The sequence below is a fragment of the Agarivorans sp. QJM3NY_30 genome (genome assembly GCF_050870855.2).
Taxonomy (GTDB): Bacteria; Pseudomonadota; Gammaproteobacteria; order Enterobacterales; family Celerinatantimonadaceae; genus Agarivorans.
In genome coordinates this window covers 1-25,957 of the sequence record NZ_CP194038.2, presented here as the reverse complement: position 1 = coordinate 25,957, position 25,957 = coordinate 1, and the positions used below count along the sequence as shown (strand labels likewise).

At 43.8% G+C, this 25,957-nt stretch carries 19 protein-coding genes; 11 read left to right on the top strand and 8 right to left on the bottom strand.

Annotated elements, in window-relative coordinates; translation table 11 throughout:
- Positions 1–2 precede the first annotated feature (2 nt).
- The 3 genes from ACRRSX_RS00095 to pepQ form a co-directional block, all read right to left on the bottom strand.
- Positions 3–1,460, bottom strand: a complete 1,458-nt coding sequence (locus ACRRSX_RS00095) for a TrkH family potassium uptake protein (protein ID WP_432455233.1) — start codon at positions 1,458–1,460, stop codon at positions 3–5.
- A 69-nt stretch (positions 1,461–1,529) separates the two neighbouring features.
- Positions 1,530–2,162, bottom strand: coding sequence for a YigZ family protein (locus ACRRSX_RS00090; RefSeq protein WP_432455234.1), 633 nt, complete (start codon positions 2,160–2,162; stop codon positions 1,530–1,532).
- Entirely contained in the window at positions 2,153–3,478 is a 1,326-nt protein-coding gene (gene pepQ, locus ACRRSX_RS00085) for a Xaa-Pro dipeptidase (protein ID WP_432455235.1), read from the bottom strand. Before pepQ ends, ACRRSX_RS00090 begins: the two co-directional genes overlap by 10 nt.
- A gap of 271 nt (positions 3,479–3,749) precedes the next feature.
- On the opposite strand from pepQ, the gene fadB reads away from it, so the two are divergent.
- The 11 genes from fadB (at position 3,750) to ACRRSX_RS00030 (ending at position 19,200) form a co-directional block, all read left to right on the top strand.
- Entirely contained in the window at positions 3,750–5,909 is a 2,160-nt protein-coding gene (fadB, locus tag ACRRSX_RS00080; RefSeq protein WP_432455236.1) for a fatty acid oxidation complex subunit alpha FadB, read from the top strand.
- A gap of 14 nt (positions 5,910–5,923) precedes the next feature.
- A complete protein-coding gene (gene fadA, locus ACRRSX_RS00075; protein ID WP_432455237.1) occupies positions 5,924–7,087 on the top strand; it encodes an acetyl-CoA C-acyltransferase FadA in 1,164 nt (387 codons plus the stop codon).
- 133 nt (positions 7,088–7,220) lie between these two features.
- On the top strand, positions 7,221–7,937 hold the full coding sequence (locus tag ACRRSX_RS00070) for a response regulator (RefSeq protein ID WP_432455238.1): 717 nt from the start codon (positions 7,221–7,223) through the stop codon (positions 7,935–7,937).
- Positions 7,927–9,366: an ATP-binding protein gene (locus tag ACRRSX_RS00065; RefSeq protein WP_432455239.1), complete on the top strand. Its 1,440-nt coding sequence runs from the start codon at positions 7,927–7,929 to the stop codon at positions 9,364–9,366. The genes ACRRSX_RS00070 and ACRRSX_RS00065 overlap by 11 nt, the downstream gene beginning before the upstream one ends.
- A 106-nt stretch (positions 9,367–9,472) precedes the next feature.
- On the top strand, positions 9,473–10,723 hold the full coding sequence (locus ACRRSX_RS00060) for an ABC transporter substrate-binding protein (protein WP_432455240.1): 1,251 nt from the start codon (positions 9,473–9,475) through the stop codon (positions 10,721–10,723).
- 978 nt (positions 10,724–11,701) lie between these two features.
- Positions 11,702–11,953: a sulfurtransferase TusA gene (tusA, locus tag ACRRSX_RS00055; protein ID WP_432455241.1), complete on the top strand. Its 252-nt coding sequence runs from the start codon at positions 11,702–11,704 to the stop codon at positions 11,951–11,953.
- A 127-nt stretch (positions 11,954–12,080) separates the two neighbouring features.
- Positions 12,081–12,986: a glycine--tRNA ligase subunit alpha gene (glyQ, locus tag ACRRSX_RS00050; RefSeq protein WP_432455242.1), complete on the top strand. Its 906-nt coding sequence runs from the start codon at positions 12,081–12,083 to the stop codon at positions 12,984–12,986.
- Positions 12,987–12,996: 10 nt separating this feature from the next.
- Positions 12,997–15,075, top strand: coding sequence for a glycine--tRNA ligase subunit beta (glyS, locus tag ACRRSX_RS00045; protein WP_432455243.1), 2,079 nt, complete (start codon positions 12,997–12,999; stop codon positions 15,073–15,075).
- A 242-nt stretch (positions 15,076–15,317) separates the two neighbouring features.
- On the top strand, positions 15,318–15,770 hold the full coding sequence (locus ACRRSX_RS00040; RefSeq protein WP_432455244.1) for a hypothetical protein: 453 nt from the start codon (positions 15,318–15,320) through the stop codon (positions 15,768–15,770).
- Between the two features lie 75 nt (positions 15,771–15,845).
- Positions 15,846–17,675: an alpha-amylase gene (locus tag ACRRSX_RS00035; RefSeq protein ID WP_432455245.1), complete on the top strand. Its 1,830-nt coding sequence runs from the start codon at positions 15,846–15,848 to the stop codon at positions 17,673–17,675.
- Positions 17,676–17,952: 277 nt separating this feature from the next.
- A complete protein-coding gene (locus ACRRSX_RS00030) occupies positions 17,953–19,200 on the top strand; it encodes a valine--pyruvate transaminase (protein ID WP_432455246.1) in 1,248 nt (415 codons plus the stop codon).
- Positions 19,201–19,259: 59 nt separating this feature from the next.
- Here the strand turns inward: ACRRSX_RS00030 and ACRRSX_RS00025 are convergent, their stop codons facing one another.
- The 5 genes from ACRRSX_RS00025 to dnaA form a co-directional block, all read right to left on the bottom strand.
- Entirely contained in the window at positions 19,260–19,730 is a 471-nt protein-coding gene (locus ACRRSX_RS00025; protein WP_432455247.1) for an Hsp20 family protein, read from the bottom strand.
- Positions 19,731–19,918: 188 nt separating this feature from the next.
- Positions 19,919–22,336 carry a DNA topoisomerase (ATP-hydrolyzing) subunit B gene (gene gyrB / locus ACRRSX_RS00020; RefSeq protein ID WP_432455248.1) on the bottom strand — a complete coding sequence of 806 codons (2,418 nt, stop codon included), beginning with the start codon at positions 22,334–22,336 and terminating at the stop codon, positions 19,919–19,921.
- Positions 22,329–23,393, bottom strand: coding sequence for a DNA replication/repair protein RecF (recF, locus tag ACRRSX_RS00015; RefSeq protein WP_432455249.1), 1,065 nt, complete (start codon positions 23,391–23,393; stop codon positions 22,329–22,331). Before recF ends, gyrB begins: the two co-directional genes overlap by 8 nt.
- A 36-nt stretch (positions 23,394–23,429) precedes the next feature.
- Positions 23,430–24,533, bottom strand: a complete 1,104-nt coding sequence (gene dnaN / locus ACRRSX_RS00010; RefSeq protein WP_432455250.1) for a DNA polymerase III subunit beta — start codon at positions 24,531–24,533, stop codon at positions 23,430–23,432.
- 20 nt (positions 24,534–24,553) lie between these two features.
- The gene (gene dnaA / locus ACRRSX_RS00005) at positions 24,554–25,957 is read right to left on the bottom strand and encodes a chromosomal replication initiator protein DnaA (protein ID WP_432455251.1); all 1,404 of its coding nucleotides are present in this window, start codon (positions 25,955–25,957) and stop codon (positions 24,554–24,556) included.

Sequence of the window (25,957 nt, the reverse complement as noted above, 5' to 3'; positions counted from 1 at the left end):
GACTAACTTTTCCAAAAAACCGGAGTGAATAGTACTAATAAGGTAAACACTTCTAAGCGACCAAATAACATAGCAATCAACAATACCCACTTACTGGCATCGGTAATATCTGAGTAGTGTACCGCGACTTGACCCAGACCAGGGCCTAAGTTATTCAAACAGGCGACCACCGCTGAAAACGCCGATAACTCGTCCATCCCCGCCGCTATCAATGACAACATACAGATCACAAACACGAGGGCATACGCAGAAAAGAATCCCCAGACCGCTTCTAATACTCGGTCAGGAAGCGCCTTATTGGCCAATTTAATTTGGTAGACCGCACGAGGATGTACCAAACGCTTTAACTCACGCATGCCTTGTAAACTCAATAAGAAAACCCGAATCACTTTGAGTCCCCCGCCAGTAGAACCCGCACAGCCACCAATGAAGCTAGAAAAAACTAATAACACGGGTAGGAACAGCGGCCACTCAGAGAAACTGGTGGTGGTAAACCCAGCGGTTGTAGAAATAGAGACCGATTGAACAAAAGCTTGGTCTAAGGCAAATGCTGCTGAATCATAAACTTGTTGACCCAGTAACACTGCAAAACACACTAAAGTTAAACAAATTTGTATAAAGAAGAAGGCGCGGCATTCGGGATCGAGAAAATAGTATTTAAAAGTAATGCTTCTACTGTTGATGGCCGCAAAATGCAGCGAGAAGTTAATCCCCGAGATAATTAAAAATACCGCACAGATGGTATTAATTAAGGCGCTGTCAAAATGCCCTAAACTAGCATCATACGTAGAAAACCCACCAATCGCGATAGTTGAAAAAGCATGACAAACGGCATCAAATATTGACATTCCGGCCAGCCAGAATGCGACCCCACAACTCACCGTTAAAAATAAATAGATATACCAAAGCACCTTGGCGGTCTCGGCGATCCGCGGGGTCATTTTTTTATCTTTGACTGGACCAGGAATTTCCGCGCGGTAAAGCTGCATTCCTCCAACACCGAGGATCGGCAAAACAGCCACTGCCAAAACGATGATCCCCATCCCTCCTAACCATTGCAGCATTTGCCGGTAAAACAAAATCGCTTTCGGCAAATATTCAATCCCGACAATAACTGTCGCGCCGGTGGTCGTGAGCCCAGAGAACGATTCAAAGAAAGAATCGGTGATACTCATATTTGGCTGTTCGGACAAGATAAAAGGTAAGGCCGCAACACTCCCCAACACCGTCCAAAACAACACCACAATTAGAAAGCCTTCTTTAGCCTTTAGCTCTGTTTTTTGTTGCCGCTGTGGAAACCATAATAGAAACCCAGCGCTAATACAGATAGCAAAAGCAGCCATAAAGGCTTTACCGGCACCGTCTTTATATACCGCAGCGACAACGGCCGGAATAATCATGGTGAGGCTAAATAGCATCACAAGTAATCCGACGATCCTAACTATCGCCCTGATTTGCATCGGTATTGTTTCTCTTATTAGATTGAGATAATGCTGTATATCTTGAAGTAAAGCATCACCTATGACAACTTAAGCACGTAGCTTAGTCACGACAATTTGCCCACTCGATAAATTAATCAGCTGTTGTTTAAATCCAGCATATTCACTGATTGGTAAACTCACCTGCATTTTTGCCTGATTGCTAAATTCGGTCTCCAGTTTTACCCCTTGAACCTTATTCAGCAACATTTCTACTTGAGTCGTAAAGGCGTAATCAAATTCTAGATCACAACATCCACAACCAATTACGGGTTCAGTTTGCAGTAATTTTAATGCTTGTTGTACGCCACCACCATAAGCCCTGACTAAGCCCCCAGTCCCCAACTTGATGCCTCCAGAATAACGAACCACCACCGCTAATATTTGGCCTAAGCCGCGGCCTTGTAACTGCGCTAACATCGGTTTTCCCGCGGTACCAGAAGGTTCTCCATCATCACTAAAACCTAAGCACTGAGAATCCAGAGGATGGCCGGCAATAAACGCCCAGCAATGATGACGCGCCTGAAGATGCTGCGACTTTATCTCAGCAAGCTGTTGTTGGGCCTGCCGACGATCCGCTACTGGCGCGATAATACTAATAAAACGACTACGCTTAATTTCTTGTTCTCGGCTTACCAACTGCGAGGGACGTAAATAACTATCAGTTTGAATGTTTAACTCCAATTGCCCGCACGCGTTAAGTTGTCACAACTCAACGCGGTAATTACCACATTATCTTCGATACGGATCCCACCAAAGCGGCGCATTTCATCAACCCGAGACCAATTAATCAAGCGAGTGTGCTCAGATTCAGCCAATTCGGCTAATAAAGAAGGGATAAAATAAAGACCAGGCTCAATTGTCAGTACTTGTCGAGGTTCCAGCATGCGGGTACAACGCAGAAAGGGATCGAGAGTTGGAGCCGCGAGTACCGTACCATCTTCATCTTGCATCAAACCGCCCACATCGTGCACTTGTAAACCAAGGTGATGGCCCAAACCGTGAGGAAAAAAACAACGGGTAATTCCCGTTTCAACAGCTGCTGCGGCACTACAATAAACAAATTCAAAATCCACCAGCAATTTGGCCAATTTACGATGCGCTTTAAGGTGTAAATCGGTATAGCGATAACCCGGTTTCAGATCGTTCACCAGCGATTGTTGTAATATATCCATTTCCAGCACCAGCTCTGCAAATAAACCTTTTCTATAAGCATAACTGCGGGTGATATCGGCAGCATAGCCGCGGTACTCGGCCCCCGCGTCAATTAACAATGAATAACGTTTTTGCTCGGCTAACTTACTGGCACTTAAAGCGGTGTAATGCAATATGGAGGCGTTTTCATTTAAAGCTATAATATTAGCGTAAGGAAGTGAGTGCTCACCTCGCCCTAAGCTTGAGAGGTAAGCCAAGTTCATTTCAAATTCTGATGCACCCGCCAAAAACAGCTCCTTGGCGACTAGATGCGCTTTCACCGCACGATGATTCGCTTCCTGAATACACTCTAACTCGTAATCAGTTTTATAAGCACGGTAATAATGTAAGTAATTTAAAACCAACTCTGGATTGCGTTCACCAATTTCCAAAGCTTCGGCTAATTCAGGATGCTCCCCAATATAGGCGCAGCGTTGTCGTTGTTTCGGCAAAAAAGGCTCGATATCTTGTGGATGCTTCATCACTCGGATGTCAAAAAAGTCGACCCAAAATCCACTAGGGCTGGAAGTAGCCTTATGCCAGTAATCGCTCGCTTGATGATAAATCAGCGTCGGCTTATCAACACCGTTGACCACTAACCAACAATGCGGATGCTCGGTTAAAGGCAACCAATGTTTAAAGTGAGGATTGGTTTGAAAAGGGTAATGCTGATCATCCAAAAAAATTCGCAAAGGATAGCCAGAGTGAATGATTAAAGCCTCTAATTGCTCGCGCTCTAATACATCGGCAACCCGCAACTGTAACTGCTCTATATGCTGGGTAAACAGTTGTTGAATAGTTGGCATTACACTCTCCCTACGACTATTAGTTAGCTTGTTAGTTATAGCGCATTTAACACAAACATAGTTGGATCTAGAGCATTTAATTTAGCATGACTTAATTTTATTTACTCGTGTTTACAGCGACCTTTTGTGCCACAAACAACAAATTATCAAACAAGTGTTTAAAATGAGCGTTATATTTGCTTTAATGTTTGAGTAACAACTTGATTACATATTTAACCTCTAGTCCCTACACAAAACTGGTGCTATGTACATCAGCAACAAGGAGAGCAGAATGATATATCAAGGCGAGAACCTGAGTGTTCGCTATATTGCCGCTGGCATCGCTGAATTAACATTCGATGCCAACAAAGGAAGTGTCAATAAATTAGACCGCAGCACGTTAATCTCTTTAGCAGAAGCGATAGAGACCTTGCAGCAACAAAGTGAATTAACAGGCTTATTAGTCAGCTCGAGCAAAGATAGCTTCATCGTGGGCGCTGACATCACCGAGTTCTTAGGCTTATTTGCGCTTCCCGAGGCTGAACTCGCCGCGTGGCTCACCAAAGCAAATGATATTTTTAACGCCTTAGAAGATCTTAATGTGCCAACTATTTCGGCAATTAATGGCTTTGCGCTAGGCGGTGGTTGTGAGCTCATTCTTGCTACCGACTTGCGGGTTGCTGACAGTAACGCCAGCATCGGTCTGCCAGAAACTCAACTGGGTATTATGCCGGGTTTTGGTGGCACCGTGCGATTGCCACGGGTGATTGGTGCCGATAACGCCATGGAATGGATCACCACCGGTAAAACTTATAAGGCTGCCGAAGCACTCAAATTTGCTGCACTTGATGCGATGGTTCACCCCGATAACCTCAAATCAGCCGCTTTGAGTATGCTTGAAGATGCAATTACCGGCAAAATTGATTGGCAAGAGCGACGCCAAGTAAAGCTCAGTCCACTCAATTTAAATAAAGTTGAAGCAATGATGAGCTTTAACTGTGCCAAAGGGTTGGTGATGGCCAAAGCCGGACCTCACTACCCTGCTCCCATGACTGCAGTCTCGACCATTGAAAAAGCAGCCAGTTTTAAACGTACAGAAGCATTAGCGCTAGAAGGCAAAAACTTCATCGGTTTGGCTCAATCGGATGTCGCGCAAGCATTGGTTGGTATCTTCTTAAACGATCAACAGCTTAAAGCTTTGGCCAAGAAGTCCAGTAAAAACGCCCAGCGAATTGAGCAAGCAGCGGTACTCGGTGCAGGTATTATGGGGGGCGGTATTGCCTACCAAAGTGCCAGTCGTGGTGTACCCGCAGTAATGAAAGACATCAATCAGGCGGCTTTAGATTTAGGCATGAACGAAGCCAGCAAATTACTCAATAAACAACTGGAACGCGGTCGCATTGATGGCCTAAAAATGGCTAAGGTTCTATCGGCCATTCAACCAAGTTTAAACTACCAATCGCTCGCGAATAGCAATATTGTGGTAGAAGCGGTGGTTGAAAATCCCAAAATCAAAGCAGCGGTACTCAAAGAAGTAGAACAACATGTGAGTGAAAACACCATCATTGTTTCAAATACTTCAACCATTCCAATCTCTTTGTTAGCTGACAATCTCTGTCGCCCAGACAAATTCTGTGGGATGCATTTTTTCAATCCAGTACATCGCATGCCACTGGTAGAAGTGATCCGTGGCAAACACAGCTCGCAAGCAACCATCGACAGTGTGGTGGCCTATGCAGCCAAGATGGGGAAAACCCCGGTGGTAGTCAATGATTGCCCGGGTTTCTTTGTTAATCGGGTGTTATTTCCCTACTTTTTTGGCTTTAGCCGCCTCATTCAAGATGGCGCAGATTTTGTCAAAGTAGATAAGATCATGGAAAAACAATTTGGCTGGCCAATGGGCCCCGCTTACTTATTAGATGTTGTGGGGATTGATACAGGCCACCACGCCGGTGCGGTGATGGCCGAGGGTTTTCCTGAGCGAATGAGCAAAGTCGGCGAAGATGCCATTGATCTAATGTATCAGGCGCAACGCTTTGGTCAAAAAAATGGATTGGGTTTCTATGCCTATACCAAAGATCAAAGAGGTAAACCCAAAAAAGATGCCGACCCAAGTACTTATCAGCTACTCACGGCACTCAGCCCGCAAAGCCAAGATTACAGCAGCCAGCAAATTATTGCCCGGATGATGATTCCGATGATTAACGAAGTGGTGCGTTGCTTAGAGGAAGGCATTGTGCAGAGCCCCGGAGAGGCAGACATGGCCTTGGTTTATGGTTTAGGTTTTCCACCGTTCCGTGGCGGGGTATTTCGCTACCTCGATAGCATGGGCTTGGCTGAATATGTCGCCTTGGCCGACCAGTACGCAGCTCTCGGACCACTCTACCAGGTTACAGACGGCCTACGCGCCAAAGCCGCAGCAGGCGAAACTTACTACGCGACACAAGGCTAATGGAGGAATATAAAATGAAAGAAGTGGTTATTGTAGATTGTATTCGCACCCCCATGGGCCGCTCTAAGAATGGCTGTTTTAGACATGTTCGCGCAGAAGACTTATCTGCACATTTAATGAAAGGCTTGTTAAAACGTAATCCAGCTCTCGATCCAAATGATATTGAGGATGTCTATTGGGGCTGTGTTCAACAAACCTTAGAACAAGGTTTTAATATCGCGCGCAATGCCGCCTTACTGGCGGGTTTACCACATACCACTGGCGCGGTCACGGTGAATCGTTTATGTGGTTCATCGATGCAAGCCTTACATGACGCGGCACGTGCCATCATGGCCGACCAAGGAGATATCTTTATCGTTGGCGGAGTAGAACATATGGGGCATGTTCCAATGAGCCATGGCGTCGACTTTCACCCTGGAATGACCAAGTCGGTGGCTAAAGCGGCAGGCATGATGGGCTTAACGGCAGAATTACTGTCGCAAATGCATGGTATTAGCCGCGAAGCAATGGACGCCTTTGGCGCTCGCTCCCACCGTCTAGCCCATCAAGCCACCATTGAGGGGCGCTTTGCCAGAGAAATTCTTCCCATCGAAGGGCATGATACCAATGGGACACTGAGCCTGATAGAAACTGACGAAGTGATCCGCCCTGAAACCACTATTGAAGGTCTCGCGCAACTCCGCCCAGCCTTTGACCCGGTTAACGGTAAAGTGACCGCGGGTACCTCCTCAGCCTTATCTGATGGGGCGTCGGCAATGCTCATCATGTCTGCCGAAAAGGCCGCGGAGCTGGGTTTACCGATCCGCGCGAAAGTTCGCGCCATGGCCATTGCTGGCTGCGATCCGTCCATTATGGGCTACGGGCCAGTGCCCGCCACCCAAAAGGCTTTAAAACGTGCTGGTTTGACGCTCGAAGATATCGACCTTTTCGAACTCAACGAAGCATTTGCCGCACAATCACTTCCTTGTGTGAAGGAACTGGGCCTCATGGACCAACTAGAAGACAAGATAAATCTGAATGGCGGAGCCATTGCTTTAGGCCATCCACTAGGCTGTTCTGGAACCCGTATCTCGACCACTCTGATCAACCTAATGGAAGCCAAAGATGCCAAGCTAGGGCTTGCAACCATGTGTATTGGTTTAGGACAAGGCATCGCAACAATATTTGAACGCCCCTAAATCTGCGGATAAAGAACCAATGGGAGCATTTAGCTCCCATTTTTCTTGCTTAATGATGTGAAGCATTTCGCCCCTGCCACGTTGTTTGTTATTCTTAGTACAAATGAATAACACTAATATTGAATAGACAACCATGGTTTTTGCAAAACAACTGCTCGTCGTTGATGATGACTTAGAAATTAGAAGCTTACTTGAGCAATACTTAAGTAAATCAGGCTTTGAAGTGATCAGTGCCAATGACGGTATAGAAATGGCAAAACTACTGGAAACCAATAAACCAGAACTCATCATTCTCGACATCATGTTACCGGGCGATGACGGCTTTACCTTATGCCAAAAAATCCGCCGAACCTCCAATGTACCAATTATCATGCTCACCGCTAATTCCGATGAAATGGATCGGATTGTTGGTCTCGAGTTGGGTGCCGATGATTACATTGGAAAACCGTTTAACCCTCGCGAACTACTGGCGCGAATTAAGGCCTTACTGCGCCGCTCTCAAGTCACCGCCAATGCTCAGCAAAATACTCGCTACATTCGTTTCGGCCAGTGGCGCCTAGATACTCAAAGTCAGCAACTGGAACATGAAGACGGAGAGACGCTGGAGTTATCCAGCAGCGATTACCGTTTATTGCAGCTATTTTTGCAACACCCGAACGAAACCCTCGACCGGGATACCATTAGTGATGCCACTCGCGGCCGCGAAAGCTTACCCATGGAGCGAGGAATTGACGTACAAATTAGCCGGCTACGCCAACGCTTAAAAGATGATGGCAGTCAGGCTCGGCTGATCCGTACCATTCGAGGCTCAGGTTACATGATGGTGACTCAAGTGAGTCATGAAGTTTAATCGGCTATTACAGCGGATAAAGCCAAATTCTTTATTAGCAAGAATGCTATTGCTGCTATTGCTCGCCATTGCACTGGCCCAAGGTGCCAGTAGCTTCATTTGGTTTTATCAGTTGCGCCAATCAGAGAGTGAAGGCCTTAGTGCCACCTCTCGCAACCTAGCGCTGAGCTTAGCCTCGACGGTGACATTTTTTGAATCTTTACCTTCTGAATATCGCCACATTGTACTCAATCAGTTACGTAAGATGGGCGGCACTCGCTTCTTTGTGTCACTCAATCGAGAGTACATTAAAATCAATTCCATTCCTGACAGTTATCACAAAAATCTGGTAATTCAAACGGTCAGCGATGTTCTGCATCGAGAACTCAATCGCAGCACTAAAATTGACGTTGACTTTTCCTTGCCCGATCAATTGCATGTCTTAAAAAACGATATATTACTACAAGACTTACCCTCTTCTTGGGCCTCGCATAGCCTGCAAATAAAACCCTTGAACCCACCCATATTGGTCACCCAAATAGAACTAGAAAGTGGAGAGTGGATTTACCTAGCTGCGCTACTCCCAGCCCCATATATGAACTTGGATGATAGTTTATTACCCAAGGGTCGCGTAATGTTTATCACCTTAATGACGGTCTTTCTGCTGGTTTTCACCTTCATACTCGTGCGCCGACAAACTCGTCCGCTACGCCGTTTAGCAAAAGCCGCCTCACGCCTTACGATCGACTTATTCCAAGCACCTTTGGTAGAAGAAGGCAGTGATGAAATTCGCAAAGCGACCCGTGCCTTTAATACCATGCAAAGTAAGCTAAAACGTTATATTGAAGATCGAGAACAGCTATTTCGTTCCATTTCTCATGATTTAAAAACCCCGATTACCCGGCTACGGCTACGCGCAGAATTGCTCGATGATGACAATGTCATTGACGCCTTCAATCGAGATTTAGATGAACTGGAAATTATGGCTAAAGGTGCCCTGCAAACGGTAAAAGACACCGATATCCATGAAAATCTAACCGATATCAACATCATGTCTCATCTAAAGTATTGTATCGAACCGTATCTCGATAAAGTCAGCGTGTTTGGAGAGACGAATTCCCCTTACCGTGGTAAACCCCTAGCGATCAAGCGCTGCATCGCTAATTTGATTGAGAATGGAATTAAATACGGTGACAAAATCGAAATTTATTTGCTCGATGATGACAACGAGCTTTGCTTGCTATTTGTCGATCATGGACCAGGGATCCCAGAAGCTCAATTAAGCGAAGTATTCAACCCTTATGTTCGCTTAAATAAAGCGAAGTCAGGTTCAGGCTTGGGCCTTGGTATTGCTCGTAATATCGCCCACGCTCACGGGGGAAATATATGCTTACAAAACCTGCCTCAAGGCGGCTTAGAAGTGAAACTGCGACTCCCTCACATCAAATAGAGCTCTAGTTAAGATTTGCTTCATCGGTTGGGTTTTATCTGCAGTATTCAGGCTAGTATGCTCAACATAAGTGATAGAGCTTAAATAAAAATAATAAGGTCTAACTATGCGCAAATTAACGACTTTCTTCTCCACTCTTATATTCTGCTATTCGCTTAATTCCGCCTACGCGGGAGAAGTTGAGGTTTTACATTGGTGGACCTCCGGCGGTGAAGCCAAATCGGTGAATGTTTTAAAGAAAATGCTTGAAGCCCAAGGGCATAGTTGGAAAGACTTTGCGGTTGCTGGAGGAGGTGGAGAAAGCGCGATGACGGTGTTAAAAACCCGCGCAATTTCAGGTAATCCACCAGCCGCTGCACAACTAAAAGGCCCCGATATTCAAGAATGGGCAGAACTAGGGTTCTTAAGTAACCTTAACGACGTCGCAGCAGAAGAACATTGGGACGATGTGATCCCCAAAGTCGTGACAGATATTATGAAGTATCAGGGCAACTACGTTGCCGTCCCGCTAAATGTGCATCGAGTAAACTGGTTATGGGCAAACCCAGCTGTATTTGCAAAAGCAGACGCAAAAATCCCAACCACCTTGGCTGAATTTTTCACCGCTGCAGACAAACTACAAGCCGCCGGGTTTATTCCCCTCGCCCACGGTGGGCAGAATTGGCAGAATGCGACTTTATTTGAGACGCTAGCCTTAGATATTTTAGGTGCGAAAGACTACCTGAAAGCTTTCGTAAAACTAGATGATAAGACTTTAGGCGGAGACAAAATGGTCGAAGTCTTTCGCGTATTAAAAAAAATAAGCCACTATATCGATAGTGACTCCCCCGGACGAGACTGGAATATGGCAACCAGTATGGTAATTAATGGTACAGCCGGCATGCAAATTATGGGGGACTGGGCCAAGGGTGAGTTTATTGCCGCAGGTAAACAACCAGGTAAAGACTTTGTTTGCGTCCCCGCTCCCGGCACACAACAGCAATTTATCTTTAATATCGACAGTTTTGCAATGTTTGAACTAAATAAACCTGAAGATATTAAGGCTCAAAAAAGCCTCGCAAAAACCATTCTCACCCCCGAGTTTCAAACCATATTTAACCTCAACAAAGGCTCTATTCCAGTTCGGATCGATATGGATATGAAGCAATTTGATAGCTGCGCTTTAGACTCGATGGCCGCATTTAAAGCCAGTAACAAATCGGGTGATTTGGTACCGAGTATGGCCCACGGCTTAGCGGTAAGCGAAAAAGTGCAAGGTGCCATCTTTGATGTGATCAGCAATTTCTTAAACGATCCAAAAGCCGAGCCCCAATATGCAGCTATCAAACTAGCGCGGGTTGTCAAAGCAGCCAAGTAGCTAAAGCTAAAAGAAACACACTATTGGTGAATTACATTCTTATAGCGTTCGAAATTCGATATTTGAATCGCCACTGACTTCATCGATGCCCTAAAACAAAGATTTGAAGAGTAAAAATAATAGATCCGTCATCAAAAAACCAGCGATCGCTTCAATCAAGAGGGTTTGTGAATTCGTTTCTACAATCACTTGCGAATGATGAATAGCTTGGCCACATAACGATTGCCAATACTGAGGTAAGGTTTGTTTTTATACATCACCAATAGCTCATCAGAAATGTACTCCCTGCTTCAACCTGCCCATGAGTATTTAGATACTCCTGACGAGCAAAAAAACCAATGTGGTGGTTTTTCTATTATCCATGGGGCGTTCACGACGCATAGCAATATCGATATCATCTTGACAAAAGTTAGCCAACTTTATATCCGCAGCAACTACAAAACTGATTTTCGGGGCAATCTTTTTAATTTGCTTTAGCGTATCAACAACAAAGTATTGGCTTAACTGAATATCTCGTTCTAAACCAGTTATATACGGCACCAACACAGAAAGTACGTTACAGCGACCTTACTGAGCGGGTCGGTTTAAATCCGCCAGGCCTAGCTTATAAACGCTATAGAGAACCCCTATATGTTAAGGCTTCAAAAACTATATTAGTCACCGTAGCAACAAGAAGAATTGGGGAAGCCTCTTCTGAGGAAGGTGCCAATCTTGTCGTCACTGATATCAATCATAAATCGGGTATGGAATTAGCGAACCACTCTATGATCGACACCTTGATGTGAGAAAAAGGGAAGATTGGATTGCAGCGAGCAAGTTTGTAAAAAACAAAAAGTACCGTCTGCTGAAATAGCCTTAGTGGAGTAGTAAATGCCAAAACTATCGAAAACATGCCAAGCTGTTGGTCAAAGTTGACAGCTGCAAATCTAACCGTAGCTGTTATACAATGTAAAAGTCATTCATTAAGGGGATAAATCAATGAGTAGTTTGATAGATTTTAACCAAGCCGATCACCAATTAGACGCACTCGGTCTACGCTGCCCTGAACCAGTAATGATGGTAAGAAAAGCAATTCGTAACATTGCTCTAGGGGAGACCTTATTAATTCAGGCTGACGATCCCTCTACCACCCGAGATATGGTTAGTTTTTGTGAATTTATGGATCACACACTAATCGCTAAGAAAGTAGACCAAATGCCCTTTCAATACTTGATCAAGAAAGGAAGTTGAGCGATTTTTAAAAAAAAGTCTCGGTTATCAGTGATTCCTGAGGTAACAGCACTAGGGTCTATCTGCTTGCTAGGGTATACTCCGTCAGTTATAAAACCGATTACTTTTCATACGCGCGACACAAATCATGCATAAATACGATATAAAAACCTTTCAAGGCCTAATATTGGCTTTACAGGACTACTGGGCCCGTCAAGGCTGCGTCATTGTTCAACCTTTAGATATGGAAGTAGGTGCTGGCACCTTTCATCCGCAAACCTTTTTGCGCTCTATCGGTCCAGAACCGATGTATAGTGCTTATGTACAACCCTGTCGTCGCCCTACCGATGGACGCTACGGTGAAAACCCAAACCGTTTACAACACTACTACCAATTTCAAGTCGTGTTGAAACCGTCGCCAGACAATATCCAAGAACTCTACCTCGGTTCACTAGTTGAACTTGGTATTAATCCCGAGATCCATGATATTCGCTTCGTAGAAGACAACTGGGAATCACCAACACTTGGTGCTTGGGGTCTCGGTTGGGAAATTTGGTTAAATGGGATGGAAATCACTCAATTTACCTACTTCCAACAAGTTGGTGGTTTAGAATGCTCCCCGGTAACCGGTGAGATCACCTATGGCTTAGAACGCTTAGCCATGTATATCCAAGGTGTTGATAGCATTTACGATTTAATCTGGACCGATGGTCCGATGGGGAAAGTGACCTACGGGGATATTTTCCATCAAAATGAAGTTGAGCAGTCTACTTTCAACTTTGAACACGCTGACACAGGCGCGCTATTCACTCAGTTTGATCAATGTGAAAAAGACAGCCAAAAATTAATTGAAGCAGGTCTTCCCTTACCTGCTTACGAACAAGTAATGAAAGCTTCTCATGCCTTTAACTTACTCGATGCTCGTCATGCAATTTCGGTGACCGAACGCCAACGCTACATTCTGAGGGTAAGAGCCTTATCCAAAGCCGTAGCAGAAGCGTATTACCATGCTCGTGAAGAGCTTGGTTTCCCTTTATGCAAAGATAAGAAGTAACGGAGGCAGCATGAGTAACGAAAACCTATTAGTAGAAATCGGCACCGAAGAATTGCCACCCAAAGCTCTGCGCGGCTTGGCAGAGTCTTTCAAAAGCAATGTCCAACAAAGCTTAGAAAAAGCCGGTTTTGAGTTTGAAAATATCGAATGGTTTGCGGCACCTCGTCGTTTAGCACTTTCTATTCAAGCATTAACCGAAAAAACACCAGATAAAGTGGTCGAAAAACGCGGCCCTGCGGTAAGTAGTGCCTTTGATGCAGATGGTAAACCAACCAAAGCGGCTGAGGGTTGGGCTCGTTCCAATGGCATTAGCGTTGAACAAGCAGAGCGTCTCAGCACCGACAAAGGTGAATGGCTACTGCATAAAGCTGAAATCAGCGGTCAAACCATTTACCAGCTATTCCCAGAAATTGTCGCTGAGGGTTTAGCTAAACTGCCGATCCCTAAGCCTATGCGTTGGGGAGCAAAAGCAACTCAGTTTATCCGTCCAGTGCATACCATCACGATGCTCTATGGTGAGAAATTGGTTCAAGGGAATATTCTCGGCATTGAATCTGCGCGTACTATTCGTGGCCACCGTTTTATGGGCGAAGCTGAATTTGAGCTTAACCACGCCAACAACTACGTTCAACAATTAGATCGCCGCGGTAAAGTGATTGTTAATTATGAACAGCGTAAAGCGATTATCCGCGAACAAATTGAAGCGGAAGCGGCTCGCGAAGGTGGCATTGTTGAGATTGATGAAGCGCTGCTTGAAGAAGTCTGTTCATTGGTGGAATGGCCGGTTGCGATGGTTGGCAGCTTCGAAGACAAGTTCTTGGACGTCCCAGCTGAAGCTCTCATTTACACGATGAAAGACAATCAAAAGTACTTTCCAATCTTAGATACCAAAGGTAACTTATTACCTCGTTTTATCTTTGTTTCGAACATTGTCAGTAAAGATCCTCAACAGGTGATTGCGGGTAACGAAAAAGTAGTTCGTCCTCGCCTTGCCGATGCAGAATTCTTTTTTAACACCGATAAAAAATCACGGTTAGATAGTCGTTTAGACCAACTGGCCAACGTAGTATTTCAGCAGCAGCTTGGCAGCTTATTAGATAAGTCAAACAGAGTCTCTGAATTAGCAGCACAAATTGCTGGAGAGATCGGAGCCAATAGCCAGCATGCACAGCGTGCAGGCCTTCTATCTAAAGCCGATCTCAACAGTGAAATGGTCTTGGAATTTGCTGATGTTCAGGGTGTTATGGGCATGTATTATGCAAAATTTGACGGCGAACATGATGATGTCGCCAATGCCTTACAGCAGCAATACTGGCCTCGCTTTTCTGGCGACAAATTACCCGAATCAAAAGTCGCCGCAGCGGTCGCTATCGCCGACAAACTTGATACCTTAGTGGGCATTTTTGCCATTGGCCAGCTACCAAAGGGAGACAAAGACCCCTTTGCACTGCGTAGAGCCTGCTTAGGTATTATTCGAATTATCCAAGATAAGGGCTTTGACCTGGACTTGGATACCTTGATTAATAGTGCTTTGTTACTGCTACCTTTAGAACTTGAGCAAGCGACTCAAACAAAGGTTCACACTCAGCTTATCGAGTTTATTTACGCCCGTTTAAGAGCGATGTACCTAGAACAAGCTATTGATCCGAGCGTGATAACCGCAGTACTTGAGCGGAAGCCGACTAAACTGGCAGATATTGAACAGCGGATTAAAGCGGTGAGTCACTTCCGCACTTTGGAGCAAGCCCAAGCTTTGGCTGCTGCAAACAAGCGGGTTTCCAATATTTTGGCGAAAAACCCAGATTTCGTGAAACCACAAATCGACGCTTCGTTATTAAAAGAAAGCCAAGAGCAAGCTCTCGCTGAGGCTGTCGCTAGTATGCAAATCAGCTTAGCGCCCTTGCTTGAGAAAGGTGATTATCAACAAGCGTTAATTGAGCTGGCAAGCCTCCGCGAGGTGGTTGATGCTTTCTTTGATAATGTGATGGTGATGAGTGAAGATGATGCTTTAAAAATAAATCGTTTAAGTCTGCTCAGCTCACTTCGTCAATTGTTTTTAGAAATCGCGGACATTTCTGTGATTCAATAAATCACGAGAACAGCAAAACCGAAACAAGCCGTATTCTTTACAGAATACGGCTTTTTTGATCCACTTAACTGTTTTAATAAAATAGTTCATTTCATGAAATGCTTTTCAGAATAGGACTGTGAGCTTGGCACGTTTTTTCATGAGAAGCTCCGTTATAACTGACAACGAGTTCAGTTCAGCTCGTTAGGTAATGTTTGTCTGTAGAGACAAAGGAAAGTTATAAAATAAGAAAGGAATTGAAAATGCTTAAAAATATCTTGAAAGCGGGTGTTCTTGCACTGATTACGGTGGTGGCCGTGGGCTGTGCTTCTGGTAGTGGCGGCGATAGCAAATTAACCCGCGACGTGCATTTACGCGGTGTATTTAGTTGGTGGGATGCAACCCCAGAAAATAAGTTAATGCCAGTTGAAGGCAAAACTAATGTATGGAGCGCCACCTCTCCTGTAGACGAGCCACTGATTGCCGATGGTCAACCATACGAATGGAAGTTTGGTGATGCTGCATGGCAATGTGGTACTAACTTCGGTTTCTTATCCGGTGAAGCGCCAATCAAAGTTGGAGAGCGTCGCGAGTTAAACAAATGCGCCGCCTTCGATAACTTTAAATTTACTCCAGAAGAAGATGGTGTTTACCGCTTCTACCTAGATTGGTCAGGCGAAATCCCTGTGGCTTATATCGAAAAAGTAGAAATGTAAATTTTCATGGTAGTTCGAGCCCCTGAAAAGGGGCTTTTTTATTTGTAAAGGTCAGCAATTAAACGGATGTAAAACATGAAAAATTCACTTAAACCTACGCTATTAGCATGTTTTGTTAGTGTAATCATTGCAGGCTGTGCTTCCACAGAGCAAACCACTAACCAAACTCAAACATTCTCCTCACCTCATAAACAAACAGCACAATGTCTGCAATGGGACGGTCAGCCGATTACCGTCGATGTAAGCGCCAGCTTTAAAGAAGGTTCTACGGTTAAAGATTTTTACAGCGGTCAAATTAGTACCGTTCAACAGGGTAACGTAACATTCACCCCTGCCGCTGATAGTGGTGGTTTGTTACTCCTAGAATCGACCCATAAAAAAGCTGATACCTTTAGTTGGGACAGTGCCTCGATCTATTTTGTCATCACCGATCGCTTTTATAACGGTAACCCGACGAATGATCATAGTTATGGGCGAAGCAAAGACGGTCAAAAAGAAATTGGTACCTTCCACGGTGGAGATATAGCCGGTCTCACCAAAAAGCTCGACTATATCGAAGATCTAGGGATCAACGCGATTTGGATCACTGCGCCCTACGAACAAATTCGAGGTTGGGTTGGAGGAGGCATGAGTGGTGATTTTAAACACTACGCTTATCACGGTTACTATGCTCAAGATTATACGCTCATGGATCAAAACATGGGTACAGCCAAAGAATTTAAACAATTTGTGGATCAGGCTCATCAACGCGGTATTCGAGTCGTGATGGACATAGTGATGAATCATGCAGGCTACGCTACTCTTGCCGATATGCAGGCCTTTAAGTTTGGGGAAACTCAAAATTTTGACCAGCCTATCGAGACTTACCTCACCGAAAAGTGGACCAATTGGACCCCTGCGAAAGGGGAAACTTGGCATAGTTTTAACGACTTTGTTGACTATGGTAAACGAAAATCTTGGCAACAATGGTGGGGGCCGGATTGGGTTCGTACTGATATCTCAGGCTACCCTAGCCCAGGGGCTAATGACTTAACCATGTCTTTAGCTTATTTACCTGATTTTAAAACCGAATCCAAAAAGGTTGTGGGCCTTCCCACCTTCTATAAAAATAAACCAGATACAAAAGCGGTTGAAATACCCGGTGCAAGCGTACGCGATTACTTAGTCACTTGGCTATCCGATTGGGTTCGCGAATACGGTATTGATGGCTTTAGAGCAGATACCGTTAAACACGTCGAGCCAGAAGCTTGGCAAGCCTTAAAAATGGCCTCGAGCCAGGCATTTCAAGAATGGAAATTAGAGCATCCTGATAAAGTTCTCGACAACAATGAGTTTTGGATGACAGGGGAATATTGGGGACAAGGTTTAAGTGATTCAAAATTATTTGAGTACGGCTTCGACTCCCTAATAGATTTTAGTTATCAAACAGACCTTGCTAAAAAGGGCATGAACTGTTTTAGCGCAATGCAAGATGGCTATCAACAATACGCTGATATACTCAATAAGCGAGACGGCAAGCTACTCAGTTATGTATCATCGCATGATACGAAGCTAGCCTACGGCAGCATTGCCAAAACACTGGATAAGCAAAAACAACTCGGTTCTGCTTTCTTACTAATGCCAACCGCGGTACAAGTCTTTTATGGCGATGAGACAGCACGCGAAAAAGGTTCAAGAAGCTCCGACAAAAAACAAGCCACTCGCTCAGATATGAATTGGCAACAGTTCGATGCCGAACACCTCGCGGTAAAAAAACATTGGCAAAAGTTGTTACAGTTCCGTAAGCGCCATCAAGCGGTCGGGGCAGGACAACACATCTTGTTAAGTAACACGCCTTACGCTTTTGAACGCCGTAAAAACGACGATGTAGTAGTCATCGTTTATGCTGGTCAAATGACTAAGTAGATAACGACAAGGCCAAGCAAAGCGGCTTTAGCCACTTTGCTTGGCCTATATGATGACAAGATCGTAGATTCTCAATTCAATTCTGCCAGCTCGCTGATTGACCATCGATAATTAGATTATTGAGCCTATCAAACTATCTGAGATATTAGGCCCTCCAAAATGTCCTTACAGCGAGCCTTGCATTCACTTCAACCCTATCATTAACCAAATCGGACTAGCGAATACCATTCCTCACATTTGTTTGTTATTGTGACGCCTAGTTCGAAGAAGGTGCTTTATGACGTATTCAGATTTTGGTAATAAGTTCACCCGTCATTCGGGGATCACGCAACTGATGGATGACTTGGATGAAGGGATCCGAGCGGGTGACGAAATGATAATGCTCGGGGGTGGAAATCCAGCACAGATACCACAAATGACCGAGTTATTTCAGCAACACCTCAGCACAGGGCTAAGTAATGGCAGTTTACTCAAAGCCTTATGTAACTATGACTCCCCCCAAGGTAATAAGGAATTTATATCTAACTTATCTTCTTTTTTAAGTAATCAGTTTCATTGGGATATAAAAGAAGAGAACATTGCACTCACTAATGGCAGTCAAAGCGCATTTTTCTTCTTATTTAATCTTTTTGCCGGTAAGGGGCTGCAGCAGGATAAAAGAGTGTTATTTCCACTCGCTCCTGAGTATATAGGATATGAGGATAGTGGTTTAAGCGAACAAATATTTGTCGGTAACAAGCCTTCTATTGAGTATTTAGCCAACCGCCAATTTAAGTATCATGTCGACTTTGAACGGCTGGTCGTTGATGAGTCGATTGGATTAATTTGCGTCTCTCGACCCACCAATCCTACAGGTAATGTGGTTACCGACGAAGAACTCACCAAACTATCACAACTTGCCGAACAACATCAGGTGCCATTATTAATCGATAATGCTTATGGCCTTCCTTTTCCAAACTTGGTCTTTACCGAAGACGCAAAACCATTTTGGAATAACAACACCATACTTTGCTTAAGCTTATCAAAATTGGGCTTACCCGGAACACGCTGTGGAATTGTAATTGCTAAGCCTTCAACGATTCAGGCAATCAGCAATTTGTCAGGCATTATTAATTTATCCCCTGGCGGAATTGGTCCTGCTTTAGCCAATGAGATGTTAAAGGATAAGAGCCTACTCGACGCCAGCAACCATATCATTCGACCTTTCTATAAACATAAATCTGAGCAGGCTATCACTTGGTTACAACAAGCTATCCCCTCTGCAAAATTTAGAATTCACAAATCTGAAGGGGCGATGTTTCTTTGGTTGTGGTTTGAAGACTTACCGATTAGCGATAAACAGCTTTACCAACAATTAAAAAATAAGGGTTTACTAATCGTACCAGGAAGCTACTTTTTCCCCGGAATAGACAAGGATTGGCGACATACCCAAGAGTGCATTCGTCTCAACTTCGCTCAGAGTGAAGCCAATGTAAGACAAGGTATCGATATTTTGGCCTCTGTGGTTAATCCGCTGCTCGCTTAAAACAATACTAAAAAGGGCCACTGTTGGCCCTTTTTTCACTCTTCATCATCCCTTGGCAATCAAGCCGATTTAGTCTCCAATACTTCAACCGAAGCCAACTTTCCATTAATAGGAATTTGTTTTGGCTTTAGAGCTTCAGGAATTTCTCGTTCTAACTCTATAACCAATAAGCCATGTTCTAAGTTAGCCGCGCTCACCTTTACGTGATCAGCAATTTGATAACGTCGTTCGAAGCCTCGTTCTGCGATCCCTTGATGCAGATATTTAATCTCATCTGATTTTTTCTGTTTAGTACCGGTAACAATTAAAGCATTTTGCTGAGCAACAATAGATAACTCATCTTCAGCAAACCCAGCCACGGCGAGAGTGATTCGATAATGATTATCATCGACTGCTTCAATATTATAAGGCGGGTAGCCTGTATTTTGAGATTGGGCACTTTGGTTTGATGCCGCTTCAATGAAATTAGCTAAACGATCAAAGCCGATGGCCGTACGATAAAGTGGTGAAAAGTCATATTGATTACGCATGTTTGTTATCCTCATAGAGCAATAATTTAAATTGACCAGCACAAAGGCTGCATCTCTGTCTTAACAAAACCCATGATCATGGCATCTTGTTATGAATAGATATGGGGATAGACTCTAGGCTTTCAAGCACAAAAAAGGCAATATTTTCATATTGCCTTTTTTAAGCTTAATACGGTAGATACTAAATGTTAGACATCTAGGTTTTCTACATTAAGTGCATTCTCTTCAATGAAATTACGACGAGGTTCAACTTGATCACCCATTAAGGTGGTGAAGAGCTGATCACAAGCAATTGCATCCTCAACCGTCACTTGCAACATCCGTCGAGTCTCTGGGTCCATTGTCGTTTCCCATAACTGATCCGGATTCATCTCACCGAGTCCTTTATAACGTTGGATATATAAGCCACGACGCGATTCAGACATTAACCAATTGAGCGCTTCTTCAAAACTCTTCACTGGTTTGGTTTTTTCGCCACGCTTAATATAAGCACCCTCTTCCACCAAATTATCTAAATTCCTATACAGGCTGCAAATATCTCGATAATCATTCGAAGCAAAAAACTCGGGTTCAAAGTTAAAAGATACATCTACCCCATGTTGACGGAGTGTTGCTACAGGGAAGTAGATGTCACGCTCAGGATGTTTTTCAACCGCTACCGAATAGTAGTTACCACTAGGTAATTCCGCATTAACCGGTGCGATCAGTTGTTCAGCCCATTCTTTGAGTACGCTGGCATCTTGTAGCTCTTCTGTTTTTAGCGGTGGTTGATAAATCATTTGGCTAAGCAAAGAGATAGGATAACGACGAGATAAACGTTCGTTATTCTTCCATACCCGACGGTATTGAGTAACCAAACTTTCCAGAGGCTCACCACTAATACTTGGTGCTTCCGCATTCACATATAGCCCAGCGTTATCTAAAGCTAAAGTTGTGAGATATTCGGTCAGAGATTCTTCATCTTTCACATAACGTTCTTGCTTGCCTTTCTTCACCTTATATAAAGGTGGTTGGGCAATATAGATATAACCACGTTCGATAATTTCCGGCATTTGACGGTAGAAGAAAGTCAGGAGTAAGGTTCGGATATGTGAACCATCCACATCAGCATCGGTCATGATGATGATGTTGTGATAACGAGTCTTATCAGGATTATACTCATCACGACCAATACCACAGCCCATCGCGGTAATCAGTGTTGCAACTTCTTGTGATGACAACATCTTATCGAAACGCGCTTTTTCTACATTAAGAATTTTACCTTTCAGCGGCAAAATAGCCTGATTCTTGCGGTTACGTGCTTGTTTAGCACTGCCCCCCGCAGAGTCCCCTTCCACAATATATAGTTCAGAAAGCGCAGGATCTTTTTCTTGGCAGTCGGCGAGTTTACCCGGTAGTCCAGCTAAGTCTAAGGCACCTTTACGACGCGTCATATCGCGAGCTTTACGAGCGGCTTCACGAGCACGAGCTGCATCCAATATTTTCTGGGTAATGATTTTTGCTTCAGTCGGATTCTCTAGTAGATACTCGCTCAGTTTCTCTCCCATCGTCTGCTCAACCGCAGACTTCACTTCAGAGGAAACTAGCTTATCTTTGGTTTGGCTAGAAAACTTAGGATCAGGTACTTTCACCGAAATAACGGCCGTTAAACCTTCTCGCGCATCATCACCTGTTGCGTTATTTTTGTCTTTTTTGTTGATGCCTTCTTTTTCCATATAACTATTGAGCGTACGCGTTAATGCCGCCCTAAACCCAGCCAAGTGGGTTCCACCATCTTTCTGTGGAATATTATTGGTAAAACAGTAAACATTTTCTTGAAAACCTTCGTTCCACTGCATCGCTAGTTCTACCGCGATACCATCATCTCGTTGGAAGTTGAAACTAAACGCTCTAGGGTGAATCGGTGTTTTATTAGTATTGAGGTAAGAAACAAACGCTTCTATCCCCCCTTCATACATAAAGTGGTCTTTGCGACCATCGCGCTCATCTTTTAAAATGATCGAAACACCAGAATTAAGAAACGACAGTTCGCGTAATCGTTTTGCCAAAATTTCATAATGAAATGTTGTATCAGAGAAAATTTCTTCACTAGGCCAAAAGCGTAATTCGGTTCCTGTTTTATCAGTATCCCCCACCGCAGCCAAGGGAGCATCGGGAACACCTAAAGTGTAAAATTGCTCATAGACATGATTTTGTCGTTTTACCGTTAGCTGCAGCTTTATAGATAAGGCATTAACAACCGAAACACCTACACCATGTAATCCACCGGATACTTTATAGGAATTATCATCGAACTTACCACCGGCATGCAGAACAGTCATAATAACTTCTGCTGCAGACACGCCCTCTTCTTCATGCATATCTACAGGAATACCACGGCCATCATCCGACACAGAGACAGAGCCATCATTATGAATGGTAACCACCACATCTTTACAGTGCCCAGCCAACGCTTCATCGATAGAGTTATCGACGACTTCAAATACCATGTGATGTAAACCTGAGCCATCGTCTGTGTCACCAATGTACATCCCAGGACGTTTTCTTACGGCATCAAGACCTTTTAAAACCTTAATACTCGATGAGCCATATTCATTTTCAGCCATGTTTTACTCTCGTTTTATAGTCGCTGATAACACCATGTTCCACGTGAAACACTGTGCATCCTTCTAAATCAAATCCATCCAGCATTTGTTTCTCAATCGCAGAAACAAAGACCTGAGACCCATGTTGTTGCAGCCACTTAGCTAACAACTGGCGTTTAGACTTATCTAATTCTGCCGCAAAATCATCGATCAAATATACCGTCTGATTACCGCTATGCTGCTGTGCATGTTGCCCCTGCGCTAAAATCAACGCACAAACAAAAAGCTTCAACTGACCTCTAGAAATAAGGTCAACAGCATTTACGCCATTAAATTTAAACTTTATATCGGCTTTATGGGGGCCACATTGGGTATAGCCCAAGATACGGTCCCTCTGAAAACCTTGCTGTAGCAATACAGCCAAATCCTTTTTTTCTTCCCAACCTTGATGAAATGCCAATTCAAACCGATACTCAGGCAAAAACTCGGCAACTAAGTCAGTCAAAGTTGTACGAATACTTTCCACATAAGCAGCGCGTAACCGACTAACAATCATGGCAAACTCAACCAGTTGCTTATCCCAATATAATAAGTCTTGATACTGTTTTGTTTGCTTTAATAATGCATTACGTTGCTTCAATGTCTTTTTATAGTTTTGACTAGCCGCGTGAAACTGTTGTTCCACGTGAAACACTCCCCAATCTAAATATGCCCGTCTGTAGCGAGGACTACCATCCACCAAGCCGTAGCCTTCCGGATGTAGGATCTGCAAAGGTAACAACGAAGCCAATACCGACTGACTGCGTACCGTTTCCTTATTAATTCTTAAAACCGTGTCGCCACTCTTAAACTTCTGCAAGCCAATCTTATGCTGCTCCAATTGAGCGAATACAACAAAGCTATCCTTGCTATGACTGACCACTTTACTGGCGAAGTTACTCCGAAAGGAACGCCCAAAACCCAAATAATAAATGGCTTCTAGTACACTCGTTTTACCGCTACCATTCTCACCCAAAATCACATTTAACTTGGGGTTCAAGGTTAAACTAGCTTGCTCAATATTTCTAAAATTTTGCAAACCAAGACTTTGTATATACATTAATTTAATTTGTCACTAGAGTCGCATTGGCATAACAACGTACATCGCTTTGCCACTCTGCTCACTATCTTCAATCAAGGCACTACTATTGCTATTACTCATGTTGATGCGGATCTGATCGCACTTTAGCGCATTCAATACATCTAAAACATAAACAACGTTAAAACCAATTTCCAAAGCTTCTGCATTATAATCAACATCTAGGATCTCTTCCGCCTCTTCCTGCTCAGGATTATTCGCAGTAATTTTCAAAATGCCCGCCTCTAACTGCAGACGAACCCCGCGAAACTTCTCGTTGGAAAGAATAGCAGCTCGAGAAAATGCCTGTTTCAATTCATCCCTTCCAGAAATAAGAGCCTTATCACTATTAGAAGGCAATACCCGTCGATAATCAGGAAAACGTCCATCAACCAATTTACTGGTAAAGGTAAAACCTTGCACACTAGCTCGGATATTATTGCTGCCAATTTGCAGCTCAACCAGTTGGTCCTCGTGTTCCAACAGACGAGATAACTCAATCACCCCTTTACGTGGAACAATCACCTGTTGAGGCTGTAATGGTGTCTCAAAAGTTTGTTCGGCTAATGCCAAGCGGTGGCCATCAGTGGCAATGGTTTTAAGTCCTTTCTCATCCGTCTCAAACAACATTCCATTTAAATAATAACGAACGTCTTGGCTCGCCATTGAGAACTGAGTGCTATCGATCAGATTCTTTAATTGCCCCTGAGTCAACTGAATCACCTGCTGACTCTGCCAATCTTCTACATTAGGAAAGTCATTAGCCGGAAGTGTCGCTAAAGAAAAACGACTACGTCCAGAACGCAATACCAAGCGATTATCATCCGCTTTACAACTAATTTCACAGCCATCAGGTAAACCACGACAAATATCAACAAACTTCTTCGCTGGTACTGTCACGCGCCCTTCATTTACAGTACTTTGCAAAGGCAAGGTCGCGACTAGTTCTACTTCCATATCGGTACCAGTAATAGACAACTGGTTATTACTAATATCCAACAATACATTACCCAAAATAGGAATGGTTGGTCGACCACCTAAAGCAGCACTAACCTGCTGCAGGGGTTTAAGTAGTTGTTCCCGATTGATACTAAATTGCATACCTACCAACGCCTCTCCGATTATGACGATAATGTACGAATTAAATTCTGATAGTCTTCTTTAATGTCGTGACTTTCTTCTTTAAGCTGACTTATTTTACGACAAGCATGCAACACCGTTGTATGGTCGCGACCGCCAAAAGCATCACCAATTTCAGGCAAGCTATGGTTGGTTAATTCCTTTGCCAGCGCCATCGCTAGTTGCCGAGGTCGCGCCACGGATCGAGAACGACGCTTAGACAATAAATCAGCTATTTTAATTTTGTAATATTCAGCAACTGTTTTTTGAATATTATCGATAGTGACTAGCTTCTCTTGCAATGCCAATAAATCACGTAAGGCTTCGCGTACAAAATCGATGGTAATCGCGCGACCGGTAAAATTAGCGTTTGCGATCACCCGGTTTAAAGCCCCTTCCAACTCTCGAACATTGGAACGTAAGCGTTTTGCGATAAAGAAAGCGACTTCATCAGGCAAGCGAATATTATTTTCATTCGCCTTGGTCATTAATATGGCAACCCGAGTTTCTAACTCCGGAGGTTCGATAGCAACCGTCAAGCCCCAACCAAAACGACTTTTTAAACGATCTTCTACGCCATCAATTTCTTTAGGATAACGGTCACTGGTTAAGATAATTTGCTGATTACCTTCAAGTAAGGCATTAAAAGTATGGAAAAATTCTTCCTGAGAACGTTCCTTATTGGCAAAGAATTGAATATCATCAATAAGCAATGCATCAACACTACGATAATAACGCTTAAAATCCTCTATCGCATTGTTTTGTAAGGCCTTTACCATATCTTGAACAAATCGTTCAGAATGCATATACACGACTTTGGCATTCTTTTTATTGGCAATAATACCGTTACCCACCGCATGCAGCAGGTGCGTTTTACCAAGACCAGTTCCCCCATATAAAAATAAGGGGTTATAAGCGCCACCAGGATTATTCGCAACCTGAGTCGCAGCAGCACGAGCCAACTGGTTAGACTTACCTTCAACAAAATTATCAAACTGATAGGTAGCGTTTATATTGTTACGATGATTCGCCTCTAAAGCAGATTTAACCGCGGGCTCTTTATCCCAACTCTTACCATTATCATACTGATTATTTTGCTGGTTAGCGGTGCCGGCTTGAATCACGTTAGTTCTAGTTTTTGTTGCTAGCGGTTTAGTTGCAGGTCGACTGCCAACCTCAAAGCGCAAACTAGGTTTATCGTTCCCACAAAACTCTTCCAGTAAAGCATTCACTCGAATCAGATATTTATCTTTTACCCAATCAAGTACAAAACGATTGGGTGCATATAACACCAATAGTCCTGCATCTTGCTCAACTTGAAGTGGTCGGATCCACATACTAAATTCTGTTGCCGGCAATTCATCTTGTAAACGAACTAAGATTTGTTGCCAAAGAGACCCACTCAC

Coding starts and splice junctions, on each gene's coding strand:
- ACRRSX_RS00095 (WP_432455233.1), bottom strand. CDS start 1,460: ATGCAAATCAGGGCGATAGTTAGGATCGTCGGATTACTTGTGATGCTA.
- pepQ (WP_432455235.1), bottom strand. CDS start 3,478: ATGCCAACTATTCAACAACTGTTTACCCAGCATATAGAGCAGTTACAG.
- fadB (WP_432455236.1), top strand. CDS start 3,750: ATGATATATCAAGGCGAGAACCTGAGTGTTCGCTATATTGCCGCTGGC.
- fadA (WP_432455237.1), top strand. CDS start 5,924: ATGAAAGAAGTGGTTATTGTAGATTGTATTCGCACCCCCATGGGCCGC.
- ACRRSX_RS00070 (WP_432455238.1), top strand. CDS start 7,221: ATGGTTTTTGCAAAACAACTGCTCGTCGTTGATGATGACTTAGAAATT.
- ACRRSX_RS00065 (WP_432455239.1), top strand. CDS start 7,927: ATGAAGTTTAATCGGCTATTACAGCGGATAAAGCCAAATTCTTTATTA.
- ACRRSX_RS00060 (WP_432455240.1), top strand. CDS start 9,473: ATGCGCAAATTAACGACTTTCTTCTCCACTCTTATATTCTGCTATTCG.
- tusA (WP_432455241.1), top strand. CDS start 11,702: ATGAGTAGTTTGATAGATTTTAACCAAGCCGATCACCAATTAGACGCA.
- glyQ (WP_432455242.1), top strand. CDS start 12,081: ATGCATAAATACGATATAAAAACCTTTCAAGGCCTAATATTGGCTTTA.
- glyS (WP_432455243.1), top strand. CDS start 12,997: ATGAGTAACGAAAACCTATTAGTAGAAATCGGCACCGAAGAATTGCCA.
- ACRRSX_RS00040 (WP_432455244.1), top strand. CDS start 15,318: ATGCTTAAAAATATCTTGAAAGCGGGTGTTCTTGCACTGATTACGGTG.
- ACRRSX_RS00035 (WP_432455245.1), top strand. CDS start 15,846: ATGAAAAATTCACTTAAACCTACGCTATTAGCATGTTTTGTTAGTGTA.
- ACRRSX_RS00030 (WP_432455246.1), top strand. CDS start 17,953: ATGACGTATTCAGATTTTGGTAATAAGTTCACCCGTCATTCGGGGATC.
- ACRRSX_RS00025 (WP_432455247.1), bottom strand. CDS start 19,730: ATGCGTAATCAATATGACTTTTCACCACTTTATCGTACGGCCATCGGC.
- gyrB (WP_432455248.1), bottom strand. CDS start 22,336: ATGGCTGAAAATGAATATGGCTCATCGAGTATTAAGGTTTTAAAAGGT.
- dnaN (WP_432455250.1), bottom strand. CDS start 24,533: ATGCAATTTAGTATCAATCGGGAACAACTACTTAAACCCCTGCAGCAG.